The 18,175-nt window shown below is 67.4% G+C and carries 13 protein-coding genes; 6 read left to right on the top strand and 7 right to left on the bottom strand.

Annotation, left to right across the window (positions count from 1 at the left end; genetic code table 11):
• Positions 1–63: 63 nt before the first annotated feature.
• From B9S61_RS23475 to B9S61_RS23455, 5 genes are all read left to right on the top strand, one after another.
• Complete coding sequence (locus tag B9S61_RS23475) at positions 64–4,110, top strand: type IV secretory system conjugative DNA transfer family protein (protein WP_103544041.1); 4,047 nt, start codon at positions 64–66, stop codon at positions 4,108–4,110.
• Between the two features lie 176 nt (positions 4,111–4,286).
• A complete protein-coding gene (locus B9S61_RS23470; RefSeq protein WP_103544040.1) occupies positions 4,287–9,833 on the top strand; it encodes a hypothetical protein in 5,547 nt (1,848 codons plus the stop codon).
• Between the two features lie 67 nt (positions 9,834–9,900).
• Positions 9,901–11,574 carry a hypothetical protein gene (locus B9S61_RS23465; protein ID WP_146064930.1) on the top strand — a complete coding sequence of 558 codons (1,674 nt, stop codon included), beginning with the start codon at positions 9,901–9,903 and terminating at the stop codon, positions 11,572–11,574.
• Positions 11,575–11,615: 41 nt separating this feature from the next.
• Complete coding sequence (locus tag B9S61_RS23460; RefSeq protein ID WP_006379250.1) at positions 11,616–11,981, top strand: hypothetical protein; 366 nt, start codon at positions 11,616–11,618, stop codon at positions 11,979–11,981.
• Positions 11,982–12,114: 133 nt separating this feature from the next.
• On the top strand, positions 12,115–12,498 hold the full coding sequence (locus tag B9S61_RS23455; RefSeq protein ID WP_030214098.1) for an HU family DNA-binding protein: 384 nt from the start codon (positions 12,115–12,117) through the stop codon (positions 12,496–12,498).
• 91 nt (positions 12,499–12,589) lie between these two features.
• Here the strand turns inward: B9S61_RS23455 and B9S61_RS42520 are convergent, their stop codons facing one another.
• The 4 genes from B9S61_RS42520 to B9S61_RS23445 all read right to left on the bottom strand — a co-directional run bounded on the left by B9S61_RS42520 (position 12,590) and on the right by B9S61_RS23445 (position 13,664).
• Entirely contained in the window at positions 12,590–12,712 is a 123-nt protein-coding gene (locus B9S61_RS42520) for a hypothetical protein (RefSeq protein WP_258039814.1), read from the bottom strand.
• On the bottom strand, positions 12,709–12,831 hold the full coding sequence (locus tag B9S61_RS42515) for a hypothetical protein (RefSeq protein WP_258039813.1): 123 nt from the start codon (positions 12,829–12,831) through the stop codon (positions 12,709–12,711). Before B9S61_RS42515 ends, B9S61_RS42520 begins: the two co-directional genes overlap by 4 nt.
• A 23-nt stretch (positions 12,832–12,854) precedes the next feature.
• Positions 12,855–13,106 carry a hypothetical protein gene (locus B9S61_RS23450; RefSeq protein ID WP_146064929.1) on the bottom strand — a complete coding sequence of 84 codons (252 nt, stop codon included), beginning with the start codon at positions 13,104–13,106 and terminating at the stop codon, positions 12,855–12,857.
• A gap of 165 nt (positions 13,107–13,271) precedes the next feature.
• Positions 13,272–13,664: a hypothetical protein gene (locus tag B9S61_RS23445; RefSeq protein ID WP_146064928.1), complete on the bottom strand. Its 393-nt coding sequence runs from the start codon at positions 13,662–13,664 to the stop codon at positions 13,272–13,274.
• Between the two features lie 70 nt (positions 13,665–13,734).
• Here B9S61_RS23445 and B9S61_RS23440 point away from each other — a divergent pair, with 70 nt between their 5' ends.
• Positions 13,735–14,064, top strand: a complete 330-nt coding sequence (locus B9S61_RS23440) for a hypothetical protein (RefSeq protein WP_103544036.1) — start codon at positions 13,735–13,737, stop codon at positions 14,062–14,064.
• A gap of 267 nt (positions 14,065–14,331) precedes the next feature.
• On the opposite strand, the gene B9S61_RS23435 is transcribed toward B9S61_RS23440, so the two are convergent.
• The 3 genes from B9S61_RS23435 to B9S61_RS23425 all read right to left on the bottom strand — a co-directional run bounded on the left by B9S61_RS23435 (position 14,332) and on the right by B9S61_RS23425 (position 18,129).
• Positions 14,332–16,398: a hypothetical protein gene (locus B9S61_RS23435; protein ID WP_103544035.1), complete on the bottom strand. Its 2,067-nt coding sequence runs from the start codon at positions 16,396–16,398 to the stop codon at positions 14,332–14,334.
• Positions 16,399–16,542: 144 nt separating this feature from the next.
• Positions 16,543–17,304 carry a hypothetical protein gene (locus tag B9S61_RS23430; RefSeq protein ID WP_146064927.1) on the bottom strand — a complete coding sequence of 254 codons (762 nt, stop codon included), beginning with the start codon at positions 17,302–17,304 and terminating at the stop codon, positions 16,543–16,545.
• A gap of 192 nt (positions 17,305–17,496) precedes the next feature.
• Positions 17,497–18,129 carry a hypothetical protein gene (locus B9S61_RS23425; RefSeq protein WP_146064926.1) on the bottom strand — a complete coding sequence of 211 codons (633 nt, stop codon included), beginning with the start codon at positions 18,127–18,129 and terminating at the stop codon, positions 17,497–17,499.
• Between the last annotated feature and the right edge of the window lie 46 nt (positions 18,130–18,175).

Genomic DNA, 18,175 nt, shown 5'->3' with positions numbered 1-18,175 from the left:
GCAGGCAGGCGCACCGGACAGCAGGACAGCAGGACGAGCGAGGCTCGAGATTAAGGGATCACGATGGCCACGAACAGGCGGAAGGCAACACGGCCGAAGGCGAGCAGCTGGGACAAGATCTCGGCGCGGACGCCCGGCGAGACGCTGACGAACCGAGACGTCCACGACAACCAGCAGCTGGACCGCAGCACGTTCCTGACTCTGAGGTCGACCAGACCGGGCATCGTCGTCGCGGTGATTACCGGCGTGCTGGTGATGATCGTCGCCTGGGTCTTCTACTCCCTCATCGCCACGGCGGTGCTCTCGGTGGGCGCGTCCGTGGGTTCGGGCGTGCCCGGCAACGGCACCGGCAAGCCGAGCGTGTACTACGTCCAGGACACCACGACGGGTGCGGGCGGCTCGGTCGTGAAGTGCTACCGGCCCCTGGCCAAGGACGGCAACCCGGACGTGAAGGCGAAGTGCTACCACAGCGCTGAGGCTGTTCCGGTCCCCAGCTGGTACACCGCGGCGAAGGACGGCAAGCCCAGCGCCGAGAAGCCGGCTGAGCCCAAGAAGAGCGAGACGACGGTCGGCGAGCAGCTGGCCGACGTCTCGGGGTTCAAGCTCTTCATCACGCTCGGCTCGGGTCTGATGGTCGCCCTCATCATCGGTACGTGGTTCTCGCGGAAGGTCGCCGCGGCGAACCTGATGAACACCACGAGCGACATCAACCAGTACCAGAACGACCAGCACATCTCCCTGCCGGAAGAGATCCAGCAGAACTACGACTGGTTCCCCGACGCCGGTGCTCACTCAAGCGTGCAGGTCAGCTCGATGCTCAGCCACATGATGCTCAAGAAGAAGGGCCTGGGCACCGTCGAGGTCGCCCAGCGCGCCAAGAAGGACGTCATCGATGAGGAGGGGAACCTCGTCTACTACGCCGGCGAGGTCATGGACGACGACGAGGGCGATCCGCTGACGCAGACCCTGCCGATCATCGACGAAGACTTCGGCGACGAGCTGTTCGAGGCATCCGGGCTCCCCGATGACAAGACGCTGCGGCAGAAGTACGACACGGCACGGATCCCGTACAACCCTGACGGCAAGAACCGGGACAAGCTCGGCTTCGGATCGGACACGTACAAGACCGTCGCTGACCTGATCAAGAAGGACTGGGAGTTCCCGGCGTACGAGGTCCAGCGCCCGGCCGGGGCGTACGTGGTCGATACCGCGCCGGTGAACACCATGGTGCTGGCCATCACCCGAGCCGGTAAGGGCCAGACGTACATCGAGCCGATCATCGACATGTGGTCGCGGGAGAAGAAGCCCTCGAACATGGTCATCAACGACCCCAAGGGCGAGTTGTTGGTGAAGAACTACGTGCCCCTGGTCACACGCGGGTTCGAGCCGGTGCAGTTCAACCTGATCAACTCCATGAAGACCGACATCTACAACCCCCTGGGACTGGCGGCCGACGCGGCGCGTGAGGGCAACTTCACCAAGTGCGCGCTGTACGTGGAGAACATCGCCGGGATCTTCTTTCCGCTCGACGGCGGCGAGGACCCGGTCTGGCCCAACGCCGCCAACAACGCCTTCAAGCGCGCGGCCTACGGACTCATCGACTTCTATCTGGAGGAGGAGCGGGAGCTGCGCAGCGCCGCAGCCGTGCTGAATATGGACCCGGCGCTGCTGGAGCAGAAGCTCGATGACCTCTGGGGCAAGGCCACGCTCTACAACTGCTACCAGCTCTTCGTGCAGATGAGCTCGAAGAAGATCAAGAACCCTGAGGCCGAGCTGGAGAAGCGGGTCAAGGCCGGCGAGTTCGAGAACAACGAGGACGCCCTGGCCGAGGAGCAGGAGAAGGCTGCGGCCCAGGCCTTCATGTGGGAGGGCAAGGCCGATCAGGACATGCTCAGCCTGTACTTCAACGCGAGCGAGGAGCTGCCCCGCAACAACATGCGCACGCTGGTGGGCAACGCCCACAACGCGCTGCGCTCGATGGCCGGGGCGGAGAAGATGCTGGCCTCGGTGTACGGAATCGCGATCACCGCCATGTCGTTCTTCACCGACCCCACGATCTCGACGCTGACCTCGGGCAAGCCCTCGCAGAACACCGACCTGGCCGGCCTGAGCTTCCCGCGTCGCCTCGGCGTGCGCTTCGCGCCGAACTACGTCAAGCGCGACCACCTCGTCGGTCAGCAAGCCGTGTGGTCGGCCTACGCGGACCCGATGTTCACCGAGAACCTGGGTGAGGACTTCGAGCACGAGGAGATCGTCGGCCGCGAGGGTTGGGCCCGGTACAACTTCAAGGGCAAGTTCCCTGACGACGAGGCCTGGCTCAAGCTGGAGCTGGTCAACCCGCAGACAAAGATGCTGGTGCGCACCTTCTACTTCAGCTTCACGAAGAACTACCAGGTCTCGCTCAACGGCCGGCACTACGTGGTCGAGCCGGTGACGGGCAATAAGATCGTGAAGAACGGCGTGATGCGTGAGCTGAAGCCGGTGCGTGAGGGCGGCACCCGGGACGGGAAGATCCTGTCCTTCCAGCCCGGGGACACGCTCTACCCGGACACGCGACTCGACTTCTCCGGCGTCGGCAACCCGGAGAAGGTCTCGTACCAGGCACGGGCGATCACGCAGACGCTGTCGCGCTACTCGGAGTCCCCCAAGGCGCTGTTCCTGGTGACTCCACCCCACCTGATGAAGTACGCGAAGCTGATCCTGATCCTGGTCAAGCAGCTGTTCGACGTGAGCGCCGACCAGGCGTACATGACGAAGTCGAACCAGAAGCCGCTCTACCGCACGCGGTTCATGCTCGACGAGCTCGGCAACCTGCAGTCCGAGGGCAAAGGCATCGACGGCTTCGAGACGATGCTCTCCATCGGCCTGGGCCAGGAGCAGCAGTTCACGCTCATCCTGCAGACCCTGCAGCAGCTGCGCGACGTCTACGGCGAGAGCGTCGACAAGATCGTACAGGGCAACACCTCGAACATCGTCTTCTTGAAGTCCACGGACGATTCGATGATCGAGACGCTGGAGAAGATGAGCGGCAAGACGCACCGGTCGTACCGTGACAGCAAGCAGATCAGCCAGGATCTCGACAAGGTCATCGGCGGCAAGACCGAGGGCCGGGTCTCCTACACGATGAACACCAAGGAAGAGCCGCTGATCAGCTACAACGACATGGCATTCCTCTCGCCGCGCAACTCGATCGTCTTCCGGGCCGGCGACGCGCCGATCTGGAACCGCAACCAGACGATCCTGCCGATGTCGTTCCGGCTGCTGGGCAACACGATCAAGCACCCGGGGCACACGTACTCGCTGCAGACGATCCCGACGCTGTCCAGTGCCATGGACTTCGACGTGCGAATGAACCAGCCGGACTTCGTGAAGATGCTGGAGAAGCGCATGCGGCAGGCAGTCAAGGCCGCAGACGCGAAGGCGCAGTACAAGGAGATCTACAGCTACCAGGAGGTCGACATCGAGCGCCTGGATCCCGATGTCTACGCCGACGAGGTCATGGAGGTCATCACGACGATGACCACGGTCGACGAGGGCCAGGACCCCAACGCTCCGGTGGTCGTCGACCCCGACGCGTACGAGGGGATGAGCATGTTCGACGAGGACCAGTTCATCGAGAACGTCGAGGTCGGGGTTGCGGTCGCCGAGAGTCAGGCGGTCAGCGTCGAGCGGCAGCGTCTGCTCTACGCCGAGGGGACGATCAGCAAGGAGATGCTGGTCAACCCCGACGGCTCGGCGAAGGTCAAGAGCCTGGACATCGAGATCGGTGAGGCCTACAAGTCGGCGCAGACCGAGTTGGAACAGGATCGCGAGCACTTCTCGGTCGGCGGCGACGGCGAGCTGCGCAGCGCCGACGGGTCTCAGACGTACATCAGCCAGATCCGCTCGGACGCGTACGCCCATGCGGCCCGCCGGATCAACGGCCATGTGAACAACGAGGACTCGCGGGTGTTCGCGGAGGGGGACGTCACCGAGGAGGACCTGAAGTCCCTGGCGACGGTGATGGTCCACTCGGCCTTCTACCAGTACCTGGCCTCACTGCCGAGCTGGGAGGTGCTGGCCGACGGCCGGTTCGACCGGGCCATGGCCATCGAGATGAACTCGAAGTAGCCGACGGCCACTTGGGGCCAGCCAAGGATCACGGCCAGTGCCGAGGTCGTCTCTCGACTAAGGGAGACTGCCTCGGCACTGGCCTTTCTGGATGATCCCTCACTTCCTTTCGATAGGCAGAGTAGGCTCTATACATGCTTATGTAACCCCGAGCGTCCGCAGGAGGCTGATTGACTATGAAGAAGGCACACGGACTGCGCAGGTACTTCTATGAGTACGTCTACTACAAGGCAGTCGAGCAGGCCCGGGATCAGACCGGACAGGTCATCCCGATCTCCCAGGCCAAGGCGATCCGCGCCCGGGTCGACGAGATCCTCGGACAGCGGGGCACCGCGCTGGCCGACCCGCGGCTGGGCGCCACGGACTGCCTCACCGCCATCGACCAGGCATTCGCGGAGAAGGTGTCCGACTACGAGCCGCAGTTCGGTGACCATTCCCCGCAGAACGAGAGCTACCAGCAGTCGCAGCGGGAGTTCATCCGTGCCACCGGCGTCGGTGCCCAGGCCGACCCGAAGTCGGCCCGGCTGCCGATCAGCCCCTACGACCCCGACTGGTCCGAACGCGCGACCGTGAAGCGCGCCGGGACTGCGCTGGTGTACCTGCCGGACGAGACGATCGCACGCGTGGCCGGCGGCGAGGTGGAGACCCTGGCCGATCCCCGTCGCGGGAACATGGTGCTCTGGCGCATCGACGACGAGGGCAAACCTTTCGAGGCCGGCCGAGCGATGACGAACGATGACGCCGCTGGGCTCACCGCGCTGATGGACAAGATGAGCCAGCAGGAGTACGACCAGGTCCGCGAGTGGGTCATCGACGGCGGCCGGGATCCCCAGACGAACCGTGTCGACCGCAACCGCTTCATGTCCCGGCGCGCCGTGGCACGCTCGGCAGCACTGCTCGAAGAGCTGAAGGCCCAGGGCGTGTCCTACGAGGTGATGCGCGACCGCGAGCCCGGTCAGATCAAGGCGAAGATCGCCCAGACCGGCATGGAGATCCGCCTCACCGACACGCGCCAGGAGGAGTACGCCGGAGCCCGGATTTACGACAACGGCACCGTGCTGCGCTACTCGACGAACTACCGGGTCCCCGGCGGCATGGCGGTCTACTCCCCCTCGCCGACGGAAGCCGTTCAGCTGCTGCGCTTCGCCCAGGGCCACCGCATCGAGCGCACGGATCTTCCGGGGCACGCCGCCGGCGAGATGGGCACGACGCACCAGGAGCGCGGCCGTGGCCGCACGCTGGTGGATGTGCCCGACAGCTACCACGTCGACCGGGAGTCGATGTTCGTGGTCGGCAACTATGTGGCCCCGGGCGAGTCCGGTCCCCGGCCCGGGTCGAAGGTGATGCTGCGCCGGGACGCGAAGAACCGCTCCCTGCCGACCTTCTTCATCGACGCCCAGCCCGCTGAGGCCTACGCGAAGGCCGCCGTCGAGAGCGCGCGGCAGAACCTGCAGGCAGCTCTTGGCGTCGAAGACCTGATCGCTCGTGCTGAGGCCGAGCTGGAGCGAACCGGCGGACAGCTGGATGCGATCGAGCCGCCGGAGTACTCGGCTGACTCTGAGGTCGCTGCGATCCAGCGCTCCTACTGGGACGTCCTCACCGGCGCGCACAGCGATCTGCTGCGCCCGGGGGCGACCGAAGAGATGTACCAGGAAAGGCTGGAGGAGATCGGCGAGTTGCAGGCCGAGGAGGTGCCCGAGATGGGCAACCTCGTCTACGGCGGCACCGCCGTCGAGAAGGTCCGGCAGCACGCCGAGGACGTCCCCTTCGAACTCATCGGGACCTGGGAGGCGGAGCCCCACGACGTCGACGGCGAGTGGGTCGACCAGCGCTTCAACCCGGACCGGGTGGCGCGGTACATGACCAGCCCCACCGGGCAGTGGTCGAACCTCGACAACCTCGCCTCGGCGCTTCGTCGTTGCGGAATCTCCCCCGACGAGATGATGGGCTCGACCTTCCAGACGACCCGGTTCAAGGACCGGCTCGTCCGTTTCAACGCCGAGCGCTCCGTGCCGATCGCCGATCACGAATCTGCATTCATGCGGCGCATCGGGGCCACCGTGCGCGAGAGCATCGAGCGCAACGCGGCGACGGTCTCCGAGATCCTGGTCGACGAGCAGGGCGTCATCCGCTGGAGCGGCGAGAAGCAGCGCCGTGACGGCAAGGGGACTCCGATCTCGGGTGAGATCGGCCAGGTCTTCGATGTCGGCGAGTACGGCGAGATCACCACCGCCTTCGCCAGCGGGGATAACGCCCTGGTCGTGCCGGGCTACGAGGCCACGATCACGGCCCAGACTCCGGGCGAGGCTCCGACCTCGGTCGAGGAACGCACGCGCCTGCGCGGCTACGAGCAGCTCATGCACGAGCGCATCCAGTACCAGATCGCCGGCGACCTCATCGCCGGGCGCAGCGAGACCGGCGAGCCCTCCTCGCTCAACGCGGTCTACTCGCAGCTGTACGGCACGAAGCACCCGATCGACTTCATCGAGCGCGCCACCACGTACCAGCTCGACGAGTCCACCGGCGAGATCAAGGAGCACCTGGACGAGTGGACGGCCGCGATCCTGCAGACCGAGGCGCGCCGTGTGCGCTACTCCAACGAAATCAAGGCCGGCTCGACGATCTACGCCGAGTACCGGGCCCAGCGCGACCAAACTGACCCGGCTGACGACAACCGCTTCGACGCCTGGCGGCTCACCGGCGGGCGGAACATGACGGTACTCACCGGCAAGGACCGGAACAACGTCGCTGCGCCCAGCGGCTACTTCGACCCGGTGATGACCGGAGGCGCGACCAACCAGGGCATCGTGCGGTACCTGACCACTCAGGCCCAGGTCGACGCCGACGGCCGGATCGTGCCGGGCGACGAGAGCGTGGCCGGACAGCGTGCGCCGCTCATGGCTCTCCCCGAGCTCGAGACGCTGCGGTACGACCCGTTCGACCGCCAGCAGATGACGGCCTCGACGATCATGCAGTCTTCTGAGGTCACCGCGCCGGCGAAGACGGCGCTGATGACCTTCGGCGGCTGGACGGCTGATGACCCGATCGTGGTGTCGAAGGAGTTCGCCGAGCGCCACCGCATCCGCGGCGCCGGCGGCCAGGAGCGCGATCTCGTCGTGGGCGACAAGATCTCGGATCTGCACGGCAACAAGGGCGTGATCTCGCTGATCGTCGACCGGGACATGCCGCTGCAGGACGCGCAGGAGCAGGATGTCGTCGAAGAGGTCAACTGGTTCCGGACCAACCCGGGCCTGGACGTAGTGATGAGCCCGTTCAGCCTGATCTCCCGGCGCAACGCGGGCTCGGCGCGCGAGCTGATGAGCGGAAACGTCTCCGACCTGCGCTCCCCCAACGGAGAACTGCGGCCGAGTGCCCTGGGCGAGATGCGCTTCGTGGTCACCCACATGGCCGTCGACGAGAAGACAAAGATCTACGACGACGAGCAGGTGCGTGCTGGCAAGGGCCGCAAAGCCTCCTCGCAGCTGGCCTGGGCGCTGCAGTCTCAGGACTGCCCGGCGATCATGCGCGAGTTCTACGGCCACAACAGCGGGGCCGAGTCGAACCTGCGCGAGTACCTGCTGGTGACCGGCATGGACATGGAGGCTGACGGCACACTGCGGGTGGTCGGCCAGGCCGAGGGCATCGACGAGCGCCCCGAGCGCCGGTTCATCCCGATGCCCGAGCTGCTGCGCACTCAGCCGCGCAAGGAGGGCCAGCTCCCGGGACTGAACACCACGGCGATGCGCAAGTCCTTCGGCGATCTCATCGGCGACCGCGGCGGCGACATGGAGATCCCGTTCCCGCTCACGTATCCGACCGGTGAGCAGACCGAGACGATGAGCGCGAGCTCGTGGAAGCTGCCGGTGATGTCCTCACATCTGCGCAGTGGCCAGGAGTTCGAGGACGGGTCCTCCGTCACGCACGACTACACCCGCAGCTACCAGGACGTCTTCGTCGAGGCCTGCCGCTACCGCTACATGACCGAGCAGCTGGACGGCCAGGGTCTGTCCGCGGAAAAGCGCTCCGAGGTGCGCCGCGGCATGAGCGAGTCGGTCTCGCGCGCTCAGCGCGCCTTCGAGGCGATCACGACCGACGTGCAGAACCGGGTGCTCACGGGCAAGAACAACATCTTCAAGACCGGGCTGATGGCCTCGCGGTTGACCGACTCGGCGACGATGGTGTGGACTGCGGACCCGCGGCTGGACGTCGACCAGGTTGCGCTGAGCTCGGTCAAGGCCGAGCAGCTGGGGCTGGCCGAGGGTGACCACGCGCTGGTGTGGCGTGACCCGGTGCTCCGTGACGCCGGCGTGCGTTACATGCGGGTCGCGATCGACGACCGGCTCACCGGTGCCGCGATCAACCCGGTGATGGACGCCTGCTTCGACGGCGACTTCGACGGCGACGCGGTCGCCGTGGTGAAGCTGCACAGCGAGGCCGCCAAGGGGGAAGCCCTGGCGAAGCTCTCGGTGCCGGCCAACCTGCTGGACACCGGCGTGGTCAAGGGCGACGGCTCGCACCCGCTGGCCATGCAGGTCTCGCTGGACACCCAGGTCGCGCTCTCCAAGGACACTGCTCTGGCTGAGGAGCTGGAGAGCTCGCGCAGCGAGGCGAACCGGCTCCGGCTGCAAGCGCTCACGGGCGCAGAGTCGCCTGAGGACATCAAGCTCGACCAGCAGGTCGTGACGGAGGAGCTGAGCGCGCTGTACCGCCAGGCGCAGCGTGGCGAGTTCGGCGCGGCACTGACGTTCTCGGACCGCGAGGCGCACCTGCAGAGCGTGCGCGAGGTCTGCGTCAAGACCGGTGCCAAGGGCAGCGAGAAGAAGCTCACCGACTACGCCCGGAACCTGGGCGATGCGCAGGGCACGCCCGGCATCACGCAGGCCGACCAGGAAGCCTCGATGTTCGCCACGGCGATCAAGGCTCACGGCACCGGCCTGGGCGGCTCATTCAGCCAGCGCGCCGTGCGCGCGCTGCGCGGCGAAGACCTCAAGGCCGTCCTGGAGGTCACCTACCCGGTGACCCAGTCGATCCTGCAGGCCAAGCACGACGCCGCCGAGGCCCGGCACAAGTACGCGATGCTCCAGGGCCCCGGCCGCGAGCTCTGGAGGGGCCGAAGCATCGAACACGTCGGCCCCGGTCAGTGGCGCACGGCATTCCTCGACGGTGAGCCCGTCCAGGCCACGGCCGAGGAGTGGGAGAAGAAGTTCATCGAGTTCTACGAGTCCAAGGAGGGCTTCGGCGTCACGGTCAACCCGGCCTACGTGGCCCGCGTGGCCAGTTCGCTGGAGGACCCGAAAACCGGGCTCATCCGCAACCTCGAAGAGGACCCGTCGCTGCGGGGCACCGTCATGGACCGGATGGCCTACGGCGGTGGCTTCGAGGCGCTCGTGCAGGCGGCCAAGAACCGCGAGAGCGTCTACGACGGCGAGAAGAACGAGCAGTTCGCGTCCTCGGGGACCCGGAAGGCCCGGGCGGAGATGTCCCGGCAGCTCGATCAGCTGAGCTCCGCCGAGGCGCAGGGCCTGGACAGCGCTGCGATCGCCGTCGATGACTCGGCGGTCAAGCGCGACGTGATCTCTCAGGACGCGGGGGCCTCCCGCACCCGCGGCTCGCACCGCCGCTCTGCGCATGCCGTGGGCGTGGGCGCGTCGCGCCCGGTCTACACGCCGAGCATCGAGATCGATCAGCCGCAGGGCGACGACGACTACGGGGCGGGCTACTGAAATGGCACAGCACAAGGAACTGGGAACGGGCCCTGCGGGCCGCCCGCGCGCGGCCAAGGAGCTTCCGGTGGACGACGATCGGCAGCAGGCCGACGAGCCGCAGAGCAGCGCATACGCCTACTGGGACTCGCGCTCGAACGAGCCGATCGACGCCGAGGTGATCGACGAGCCCGGACCGGAGGACGCAGACGGTTCGCGCGCCTGGCGCGAGCGGCTCCGGGACCGCGCCCGCGGGTTCTTCGGCGCGAAGACACAGGATCGGATGGCCGACCGCGAGCGCGTGCACGGGATCGACGTCGACCGGGCAGAGGACGAGACCGAGGGCCTGGAACAGCGCGAGCAGCTGCTCAAGCTTCGGGCGGAGACGCGGCTGGCCGGCGAGAAGTACATGGCCTCGCTGCGTGACTCGAAGCTGCTGGTGCCCGGCTTCAACGACGAGGAACGGACGCAGGAGCTCGGCGTCATGCACCACGTCTACATGCAGATGATGATGCAGTCATGTCTCAAGCCGCTTTCGCGCGGAGTGAATGCCAACTCGATCATCCAGGCCGTCGGCATGGTGATGACGATGCGGATGCTCGCCCCGGACTTCAAGAAGGAGATGGACAGCTACCTTCAGCCCCTCAAGGACAAGATCCAGGAACGCATCGACACCAGGACCCGCGGCATGATCGCCTCTGCCGAGCGCGGCATCGCGCACCGGCAGAGGATCTTCAAGGACGTGCCGAGCGACGCCCGGCGCGAGCGCCTCATCGGCAGCACCGATCCGCGTGACCACCTGACGAAGAAGTGGCGCAAGCGCTTCGACGCCATGCAGCACCGTGAGCGCGGCCACCGGGAGATGTTCACCCCGGACTCGGCAGCCATGACCGAGGTCGCGCTCATGGAGAACGCCTTCTGGAAGATGCGTGAGCCGGGCGCGGACGCCGGCCTGATCCGCGACACCTACCGGGCGATGCGCAAGCGGCTGCACGAGCAGATGCGCGAAGACGGCCTGGAGCGCCAGGAGGTCGTCCAGCGCGCGCGAATGATCATCGGCGAGCGGATGGAGTACGAGCCCGAGCTGCGCACGATGTTCAACGGCGTGGCCCACGGCCGGATCGTCAAGGCTCCCGCGCACGAGGAGCGGATCGCAGGCTCCGACCGGGTCCGCACGGTCTGGAGCGGGGAGTTCGACGACCAGCTGGGTCAGCGTCTGCCCGAGGACGGGATGTTCACGCTGCGCCGGCCCATGGATGCGGACGCCCACCAGGTCCAGCTCGCCGAGACGATGAAGACCTCGCTGCTCGACGCGCTGGGCCGCAGCGACCAAGAGGGCTACGGGGGCAACATGCTCGGCTACCTGGTCGGCTTCGCGGCACAGAAGCAGGGCCTGGACACCAGCGGACTGCCCGACACGCTCCAGCACCGCCTGGACCAGTCCGAGGTGATGATCGCGAGCATGGACATCGACGGCCTGCCGCCCGAGGAGCAGCAGCGGGTCTACTCCAACGCTTACGTCGACGCGATGGAGGCGGTGAACGAGAAGTACCCGGATCTTGAGGCCGAGCTGAAGCGGAGCCTCGGGGAGAACTGGCAGCAGACGCTGCAGACGGCGGTCGACGACCCGGGTGCCTTCTTCGAGGAGCAGCGGCTCAAGCCGCGGTCGCGCCCTACGGGTCCGTCGTCCGAGCAGGAGGCCGGCCCGCAGAACGAGAGCCCGAACGCTGAGGCCGATTCCGAGGACTACCAGCCCGCCTGAGGGCGATCCGAGAACACGAACAAGGAGCAGGAGGAAGGGCCATGAGCCAGGAACAGAATGAGGGACAGCAGGTCAGGTTCGGCTCACGTTTTGCGCGGATGTTCGGCTACGTCACGCCGGAGGACCGGAGCCGATGGGAGCAGCAGCGGGCGCAGAACAAGCCGAACGTCAACGCGATCAAGCAGGGCACGAAGTCGGCGCTGGGCTCGATGATGGAGTTCGGGGAGCGCAACATCGGCGCGAAGCTCGATGCCGCCCACCGCGTAGCGGCGCAGCAGCGGTTCGAGGAGTCCCACGACAGGGTCGTGAACCAGCGCCGCGATCCGAACACGCGGAACATCATCGAATCGGTCGACTACGAGCCCAAGGACGACCGGGAGGAGATCGAGCCGGATCTGGAGCTCTAGCCGAATGGGCCAAGACAAGCGTAGCGAGTGGCACTCTATAAGCCCGTCTCTCCTTCTCGACTCGTTACTATCTTCGATAGACTGGTTTCTCAGCGAAACCGCGTCATGATGGACGACAGGACAGGGTGTGGGTATGGAGACGACGACGAATCCGCGTGTCAGTAAGCGCGAGTTCATCTCTCGGGTCGCGACTCGCAGCGGGTTGCCGATCCGGGTGGTGAACAAGGTGTACGAGTCGCTGCTCGGCGAACTCACGGGCGCAGTCAGCTGCGGAGAGACGGTCGTGCTCACGAGCTTCGGCCGCTTCTACCGACAGGACCACAAGGGCCACAAGGTGCGCTTCGGCAAGAGCAACGTCGACGACTACGTGGTGCTGAAGTTCTCCGCGTCGAGCAGCTTCAACCGCCGGCTCGGCGGCGATGAGGACGAGATCTCACCGGAGACCTACGGGATGATCGAGGATGCCGACGAGTTCGAGAACGTCATTGAGGATCGTGAGCTACGGGCCGCGTCGTAGGCAACGAGGAGCCAGCAGAAAAAGAGAACCCCCGTGATGCACAGGCATCACGGGGGTTCTCTTTATGGCGGGACGAGCCCAGTTGCGACGCTCAGCCGTCGGCGATGGCAAAGATCAGCACGAGCACGATGACCAGGACGATGAGCACGCCAGCCCCGGCGAGGAGGTGCTCCCACCCCAGCGGCGAGTTGATCCAGCCCATGAAGTCGTTCACAGGCCGGCGACGGTGCTCGCGATCGAGGCGAAGAAGCCGGTGACCCATCCGCCGATGACCGCCAGACTGACGCCGCCGATCAGACCGAGAGCGATGATGGCACGAGCACTCTTGAACATGGTCCTGCACATGACGCCCCGCACTACTTCCGGTCCTCGAAGAGCAGGTAGTACAGCCCGATGTGCGGGATGACGAGGGCCGCCAGCGCGATCCAGGCCCGCCCCGGGTCCTCGACCACCCAGCCGATGAAGTCCCTGACGGGTCCGACGTAGGCCAGTACGGGGGCGAACAGCTCAGTGCGGAAGATGACGTGGAAGATGCCGTAGGCCATGCCGAGGGCGATCGCCAGTCCGATGCCGCGCCGTACGAAGAGGGCGCAACGAGGACTGATCAACCGGCGGCGTCCCGCGGTTGTGCTGGACTGGGGTTCAGCATCCAGAGCTGCCGCCTGGGTCACTGGCTCGTAGTCGTACATCGCCACCATCTCGCTCTTATCAAATAGCTATTACCTCCATTCTATGAGAAACCATCAATGGTCAGAAGAATCGTGAATTACAGGTCACTCGAACTGGAGGTCAGGCTCATCCGCGGATGGCGTGCCGAAGCTGCTGATCGAGCGCTGTCGGGGTCGTGAGGGACTCGCGATCGGCTCGCGCTGCGCAGCCAGCTCGGCGAGAGTGAAGCCCACGGGGCGACCGAGGCGCTGGCCGGCCATGTAGTAGGCCTGCCCGTTCGCGCGTTCACCCAGGGCGATGATCTCGCGGGTGACGGGCTCGCCCGGGCGCTGGGGCGCGCGCTCCCGCCAGACGATCCGGTGCGAGGGCTTCGCATTCGGATCCGCGCCGACGTACGTGGTCTCGCAATCAGAGAGGTCGGGATAACTGGGCATGTACTCCAGCGGGTGCGTGCTCGGCGCGCCCTGCTGGATCCGGCCCAACTGGTTGAGAGCCACGCGCAGGAGCCGGTCCTCCGGTCCATGAGGGTGCATCACCGCGGCGTCGTGGAGCGTCTGGAGGTCCTGCTTGAGACCGGTCGTCGGCAGAAGGCGGACGGGAGAGCTCGGCCTGGAAAGCAGCCTCAGCGTGGACGTGGGCCGCGTGGTCGTACTTCATGAGGCGCACGAACGCGGCGAAGGGGATGATCGCGGCCTCGGGCTTGTTGCCGTCCCCGAAGATCAGCGGCGTGATCTCGCCGCGGCGATAGAGGTTCAGCATCGTGGCGAGGTCCTCGCGCCTGAGCTGGTCGGTCGGGACGACATTGACGGAGAACTTCGGGAGCTCGGCGTCGGGAGTGCCGTTGTCGTGAGCGTTGCTGTTGTGAGTCATAGCTTCAGCCTAATCAGTCAGGAATAGCTTGTCATCGACTCGCATACGACTTTGTTCGCCGAGTCGATAAGGACATCGAATGGTCGATCGCTCCGCCTCTGAGAGACGGAGCGGTTAGGGGAAAGAAGAGACCCGTGCCCCAGTCCCGCACGGTGCGGAGCCGGGGCACGGGCCCTGATGGATGGACGGTCGCGACTTCAGAAGTTCCCCTCGTCGGTGAGGTCGACGGTGAGGTCAGCGCCCTCGTCGGGGCGCAGCAGCGCGAGAGTACCGAGCGCCGCGGACAGAACCTCGTCATCCAGGTCGGCAGTCCCGGCCGGGGGTAGAGGGGCGGGCGGCCTGCTCGTCGCGGACGGCCATGGGCAGCATGGCGGCAGCCTGCGACCGGTAGTCCTCCAGGCCCTGGGCGTACGTCCCGGCCGCGGTGATCCAGCCGTACCGGGCGGAGTGCAGGCGGCCGGCCCGGAACGTGTAGCCGGTCAGCCGACCGCGCTCGGTACGCTCGGCCTGGAATGCCTCGGCGTGCGGGTACGTGCGTTCCACGCGGGCGCGGGCCTGGTCCTCGGTCAGCTCGTCCGGCTGCGGGCGGTCGCACAGGCCACACAGGCGGGTGTTGGGCACGCCGTCGACCACCTCGTCCACCTCTATGACCACGTACACGCAGCACTCCCGGCACGGCACGTCCACGCGGCGCACGCGCCGGTGGAACTCCAGCCGGTCTTCGAGCGTGAAGCGGAGCGGCCCGGCGCTGATGCCGTCCAGGACCAGCCACGCGTGAGCGTTGGTGGTCTTGTCCACCTGGAGACCCTTGACCTCCATCGCCTGGCCGTCGACCACTACCAGGTCGCCGTCCTTGGCGTGGCAGGCCAGGCCGCGGGGGCGCGGCGGGTGGTAGAAGACGGCCGTGGTGTCGCGCCTGGTCAGCTCCTCGCGGCTGCCGCGTGCGGGGCGGCAGCTCCCCGGCCACACCCACATGACGCCCTGCTGGCGGTCGTGCTGGGCGAGCTTGCCGGAGGGCAGCAGGGGCGCGGTGTGGTCGTCGTAGCCGCACAAGCCGGTCGGGCCGTCGTACTCGGCCGGGCCGTGGAACGGCACGGCCAGGCGGCTGCGCACCTCGACGGCGGCGGCCTGGGTCACCCGGCCGTCCGTGCCCGTGTACGCCTCGGCACGCAGGACGGCGCGGCGTCCCTGGACCTTCCAATCCTGGTCGACCTGCTCGGCGACCTCCATCACCTGGGTGACCGGCACGCCCAGTTCGCCGGCGATCTCGGCGACCTCCACGGGCCACGCCTGGGCCACGGCGTCCTTGGCGGCGTCCAAGTCGTGGTGGAACCCGACCTTGCCGTCGCGGCGCTCAGCGTAGGGGGCCCAGGCGGCGTAGCGGCCGCGGCGCATGCGGGCGCCCTCATCGTGGACGGTGCCCAGGAAGGTGCCGCCGCGGACGACGGCCCAGCGGGCGGCGCCGTCCGACTCCAGGCGCACTGTGTCCGGGTCCAGGGCGGCGGCCATGCACTCCAGAACCTCGGTGGGCTCGGCGGTCACCACGGCGATGTGCTCAGCCATGGGGGCGTCGTCCAGGCCGGTGCGGCGGGCGAGGAGGGCGGCCTGGTCAGCCTGCCACCGGTACTCGCTGCCGTCGCCCTGGCTGATGATGTTGCGGACGGACACCCAGTGGTAGTGGGCGCGGGCGCCGTGGCCGGTGCGGAACGTCCAGGCGATACGCTCGCCGTCCGGCAGGTCGACCGGCTGGAAGGCGTGGGCGGTGGCGTGGCTGGCCATGACGAGCGTCCGGGCAGCGACCTCGGTCACCAGCTCCTGACGGCGCGCCTGGTCGTCCTGGTCGGCGCGGTGAAGGACGTGGGGGGCGACCAGGTCGGCGCCGCCGTCGTCCCAGCGCACGGCCTGGTAGGCATAGGGGGCGGCGCCGTCCGCCACGCCGAACGTGGTGCCGGTGCGCTCGGTGTCCTTGGCGCGCATGACCACCCGGGTGCCGTCCGTGTAGTAGGTCAACTCCGGGTCGAACATGGTCGCGGTCGTGACGGTGTCGGCATCCAGGGGGCGCACGCGCCGCTCGATGTCGGCGACCTTGGCGGCCTGGTCGTCCTCCGCTGGGGCTGCCGGGGTCTGCTCGGCGGCGCCGGCGGCGGGGGCCTCGGTCTCGGCCGGCGGCTCGGTAGCCAGGACCTCCACGGCGCGCTTGCAGGGGCCGCACGCCTTGCGGTCGGCGGCCTCCTGGGCGGTCAGCTCCCGGGACACCAGTCGACCGCAGCCGATGGTGTGGGAGTGGAACGTGTCCTTGCGGACGTAGTGCACGGCCTTGCCATTGCCGACCTGGGCTGGGGCGGTGGTGATCGCGGACATGACGCGGTTCTCCTGGTGGGTAGTGAAAGCAAAGGGGTGCAGGGCGCGCATGGTTCCTGTGGCGCGCGGGCCAGAAGCGCTGCGGCGAGGCGCCCTCGGGCGACCCCCTAGGCCACGCGCGCCCCGCCGTTTCGGTGTACGGGGTCAGTCGGTGAGGTCGACGGCGAGGTCCGCGCCTTCGTCGGGGCGCAGCAGCCCGGCGAGAGTGCCGAGCGCGGCGGACAGGACATCGTCGTCCAGGTCGACGGTCGCAAGCCCGCCCTCGTCCTCGTGCTTGTTCTCGTCTTCGTGCAGCTCCACGTCGTGGAGGCGGTAGTCGGCATGGCCCATGCCCAGCTTGGAGTCAGAGGCCGCGAAGACGGCATGCGTGTAGCGGGGGCCGTCGGTCGGCGTGAGCAAGCGGACCCGGCGGGCGATCGTGTCGCGCAGGGCGGCTTCCTCGGCCTCGGCGACGGTCTCCCGCAGCTCGGTCAGCATCACCGGGCCCACGGCGTCCAGGAGTGCCCGCAGGGCGGTCTTGCGGGCCCGTGCGCGGGCGTAGTCGGTGGCAACCTGGGCGCAGCACTGCGCGCGCCAGCACACGCAGCGGTGGCAGTCGAGACAGTTCTGGGCCCGGTCGCAGCCGCACCGGCAGTCGAAGGGGCGGCAGTGGGCACCGTGTTCCGTCTTCGGTGCGGCGGGGATGGCGGCCAGGGAGCGGGATATCTCGGTGAAGTCGCGGTTCTCGTCCACGAGATCTGCGGCCAGAACCTGGCCATCATCGCGGAGCTCCCCCGCAAGGTCATCGCAGGTCTGGCGGCGGACCACGAGGGCGTACGCCTCGACCTGCGCACCGACGAGCAGCGGCCCAGGACCCGGGACCTCCGGAGTGCCGCCGGGGGTGGGGGTTTTATCGGGTGAGGACATGGTCTGTATCCGTTCGGGTAGTGACCCCGCGGGCAGGCCGGGCCCACCCACGGGGCGAGTGCGGGGGCCAGGGTCTGGCCGTTTACGGCGGGGTGGGTCAGGTCGATGACCTCTGGCCGTCCAGCGGGGCCGGTGTGGGCCGGGACAAGGCCGCCTGTAACCCGTCCAGCCGCGCGTACAAGGTGCCTTCGGTCACGACGAGCTGCTCCGGGTGGCGTTGGATGGCTGCACGCCCTTCAGCACGGCAAGTTCCCGCTGTACCGCGGTCAACTTGGCCAGGTACTCGGCGGCCTGCATCTTCCAGTCCGCTGGCACGTCCGGCCGCGGAAGGACCCGGCCGGTCATGAAGCGGTCCCAGCCTTCCAGCGCGTACTCCAGGTCCCGGATACGAGCCCGCAGCCCGTCCGGGTCACGGTCCTGCCGTAGTTCGGCTACCTCGTCCTTGAGACGCCGTACGTCGCCGGCAGTGCGCAGCTTCTGGCGTTCCTTGCCCTTGTCGAAGCCGCGGCCAAAGGCGGCACGGCGTTCCTCGCGGGGGCACCCCTGGATCCACGGCGCCAGGTGCGCGGCCGCGTCCCAGTGTTCCTGGGCGCGTTCGGGGTCTTCCTGCTCGAGCTCGGCCAGGGGCCGGTAGTCGTACTGGCGGGCCAGCTGGTCGGCCAGGCGCTCCAGTTGGGACGGCAGGGTGATGTCGTCCTCGGTAGGATGGCCGGTGGCAGAGGCGATCCGGTCTGCCTTCTGCTGGAGGGACTCCGGGAGCCGCTCGGCGTTGACCGGGTCGTCCGGCAGGCTGTCCTGCAATTCCTGCCTCCTCTGTTCATCCATCACGACTCCTCCACGCTGTCATTGATGCGTTCGATGGAGAGACCGA

The organism is Streptomyces sp. SM1 (assembly GCF_002910825.1).
GTDB classification, from domain to species: domain Bacteria; phylum Actinomycetota; class Actinomycetes; order Streptomycetales; family Streptomycetaceae; genus Streptomyces; species Streptomyces okerensis.
This window is presented reverse-complemented; position numbering and strand designations above follow the sequence as displayed.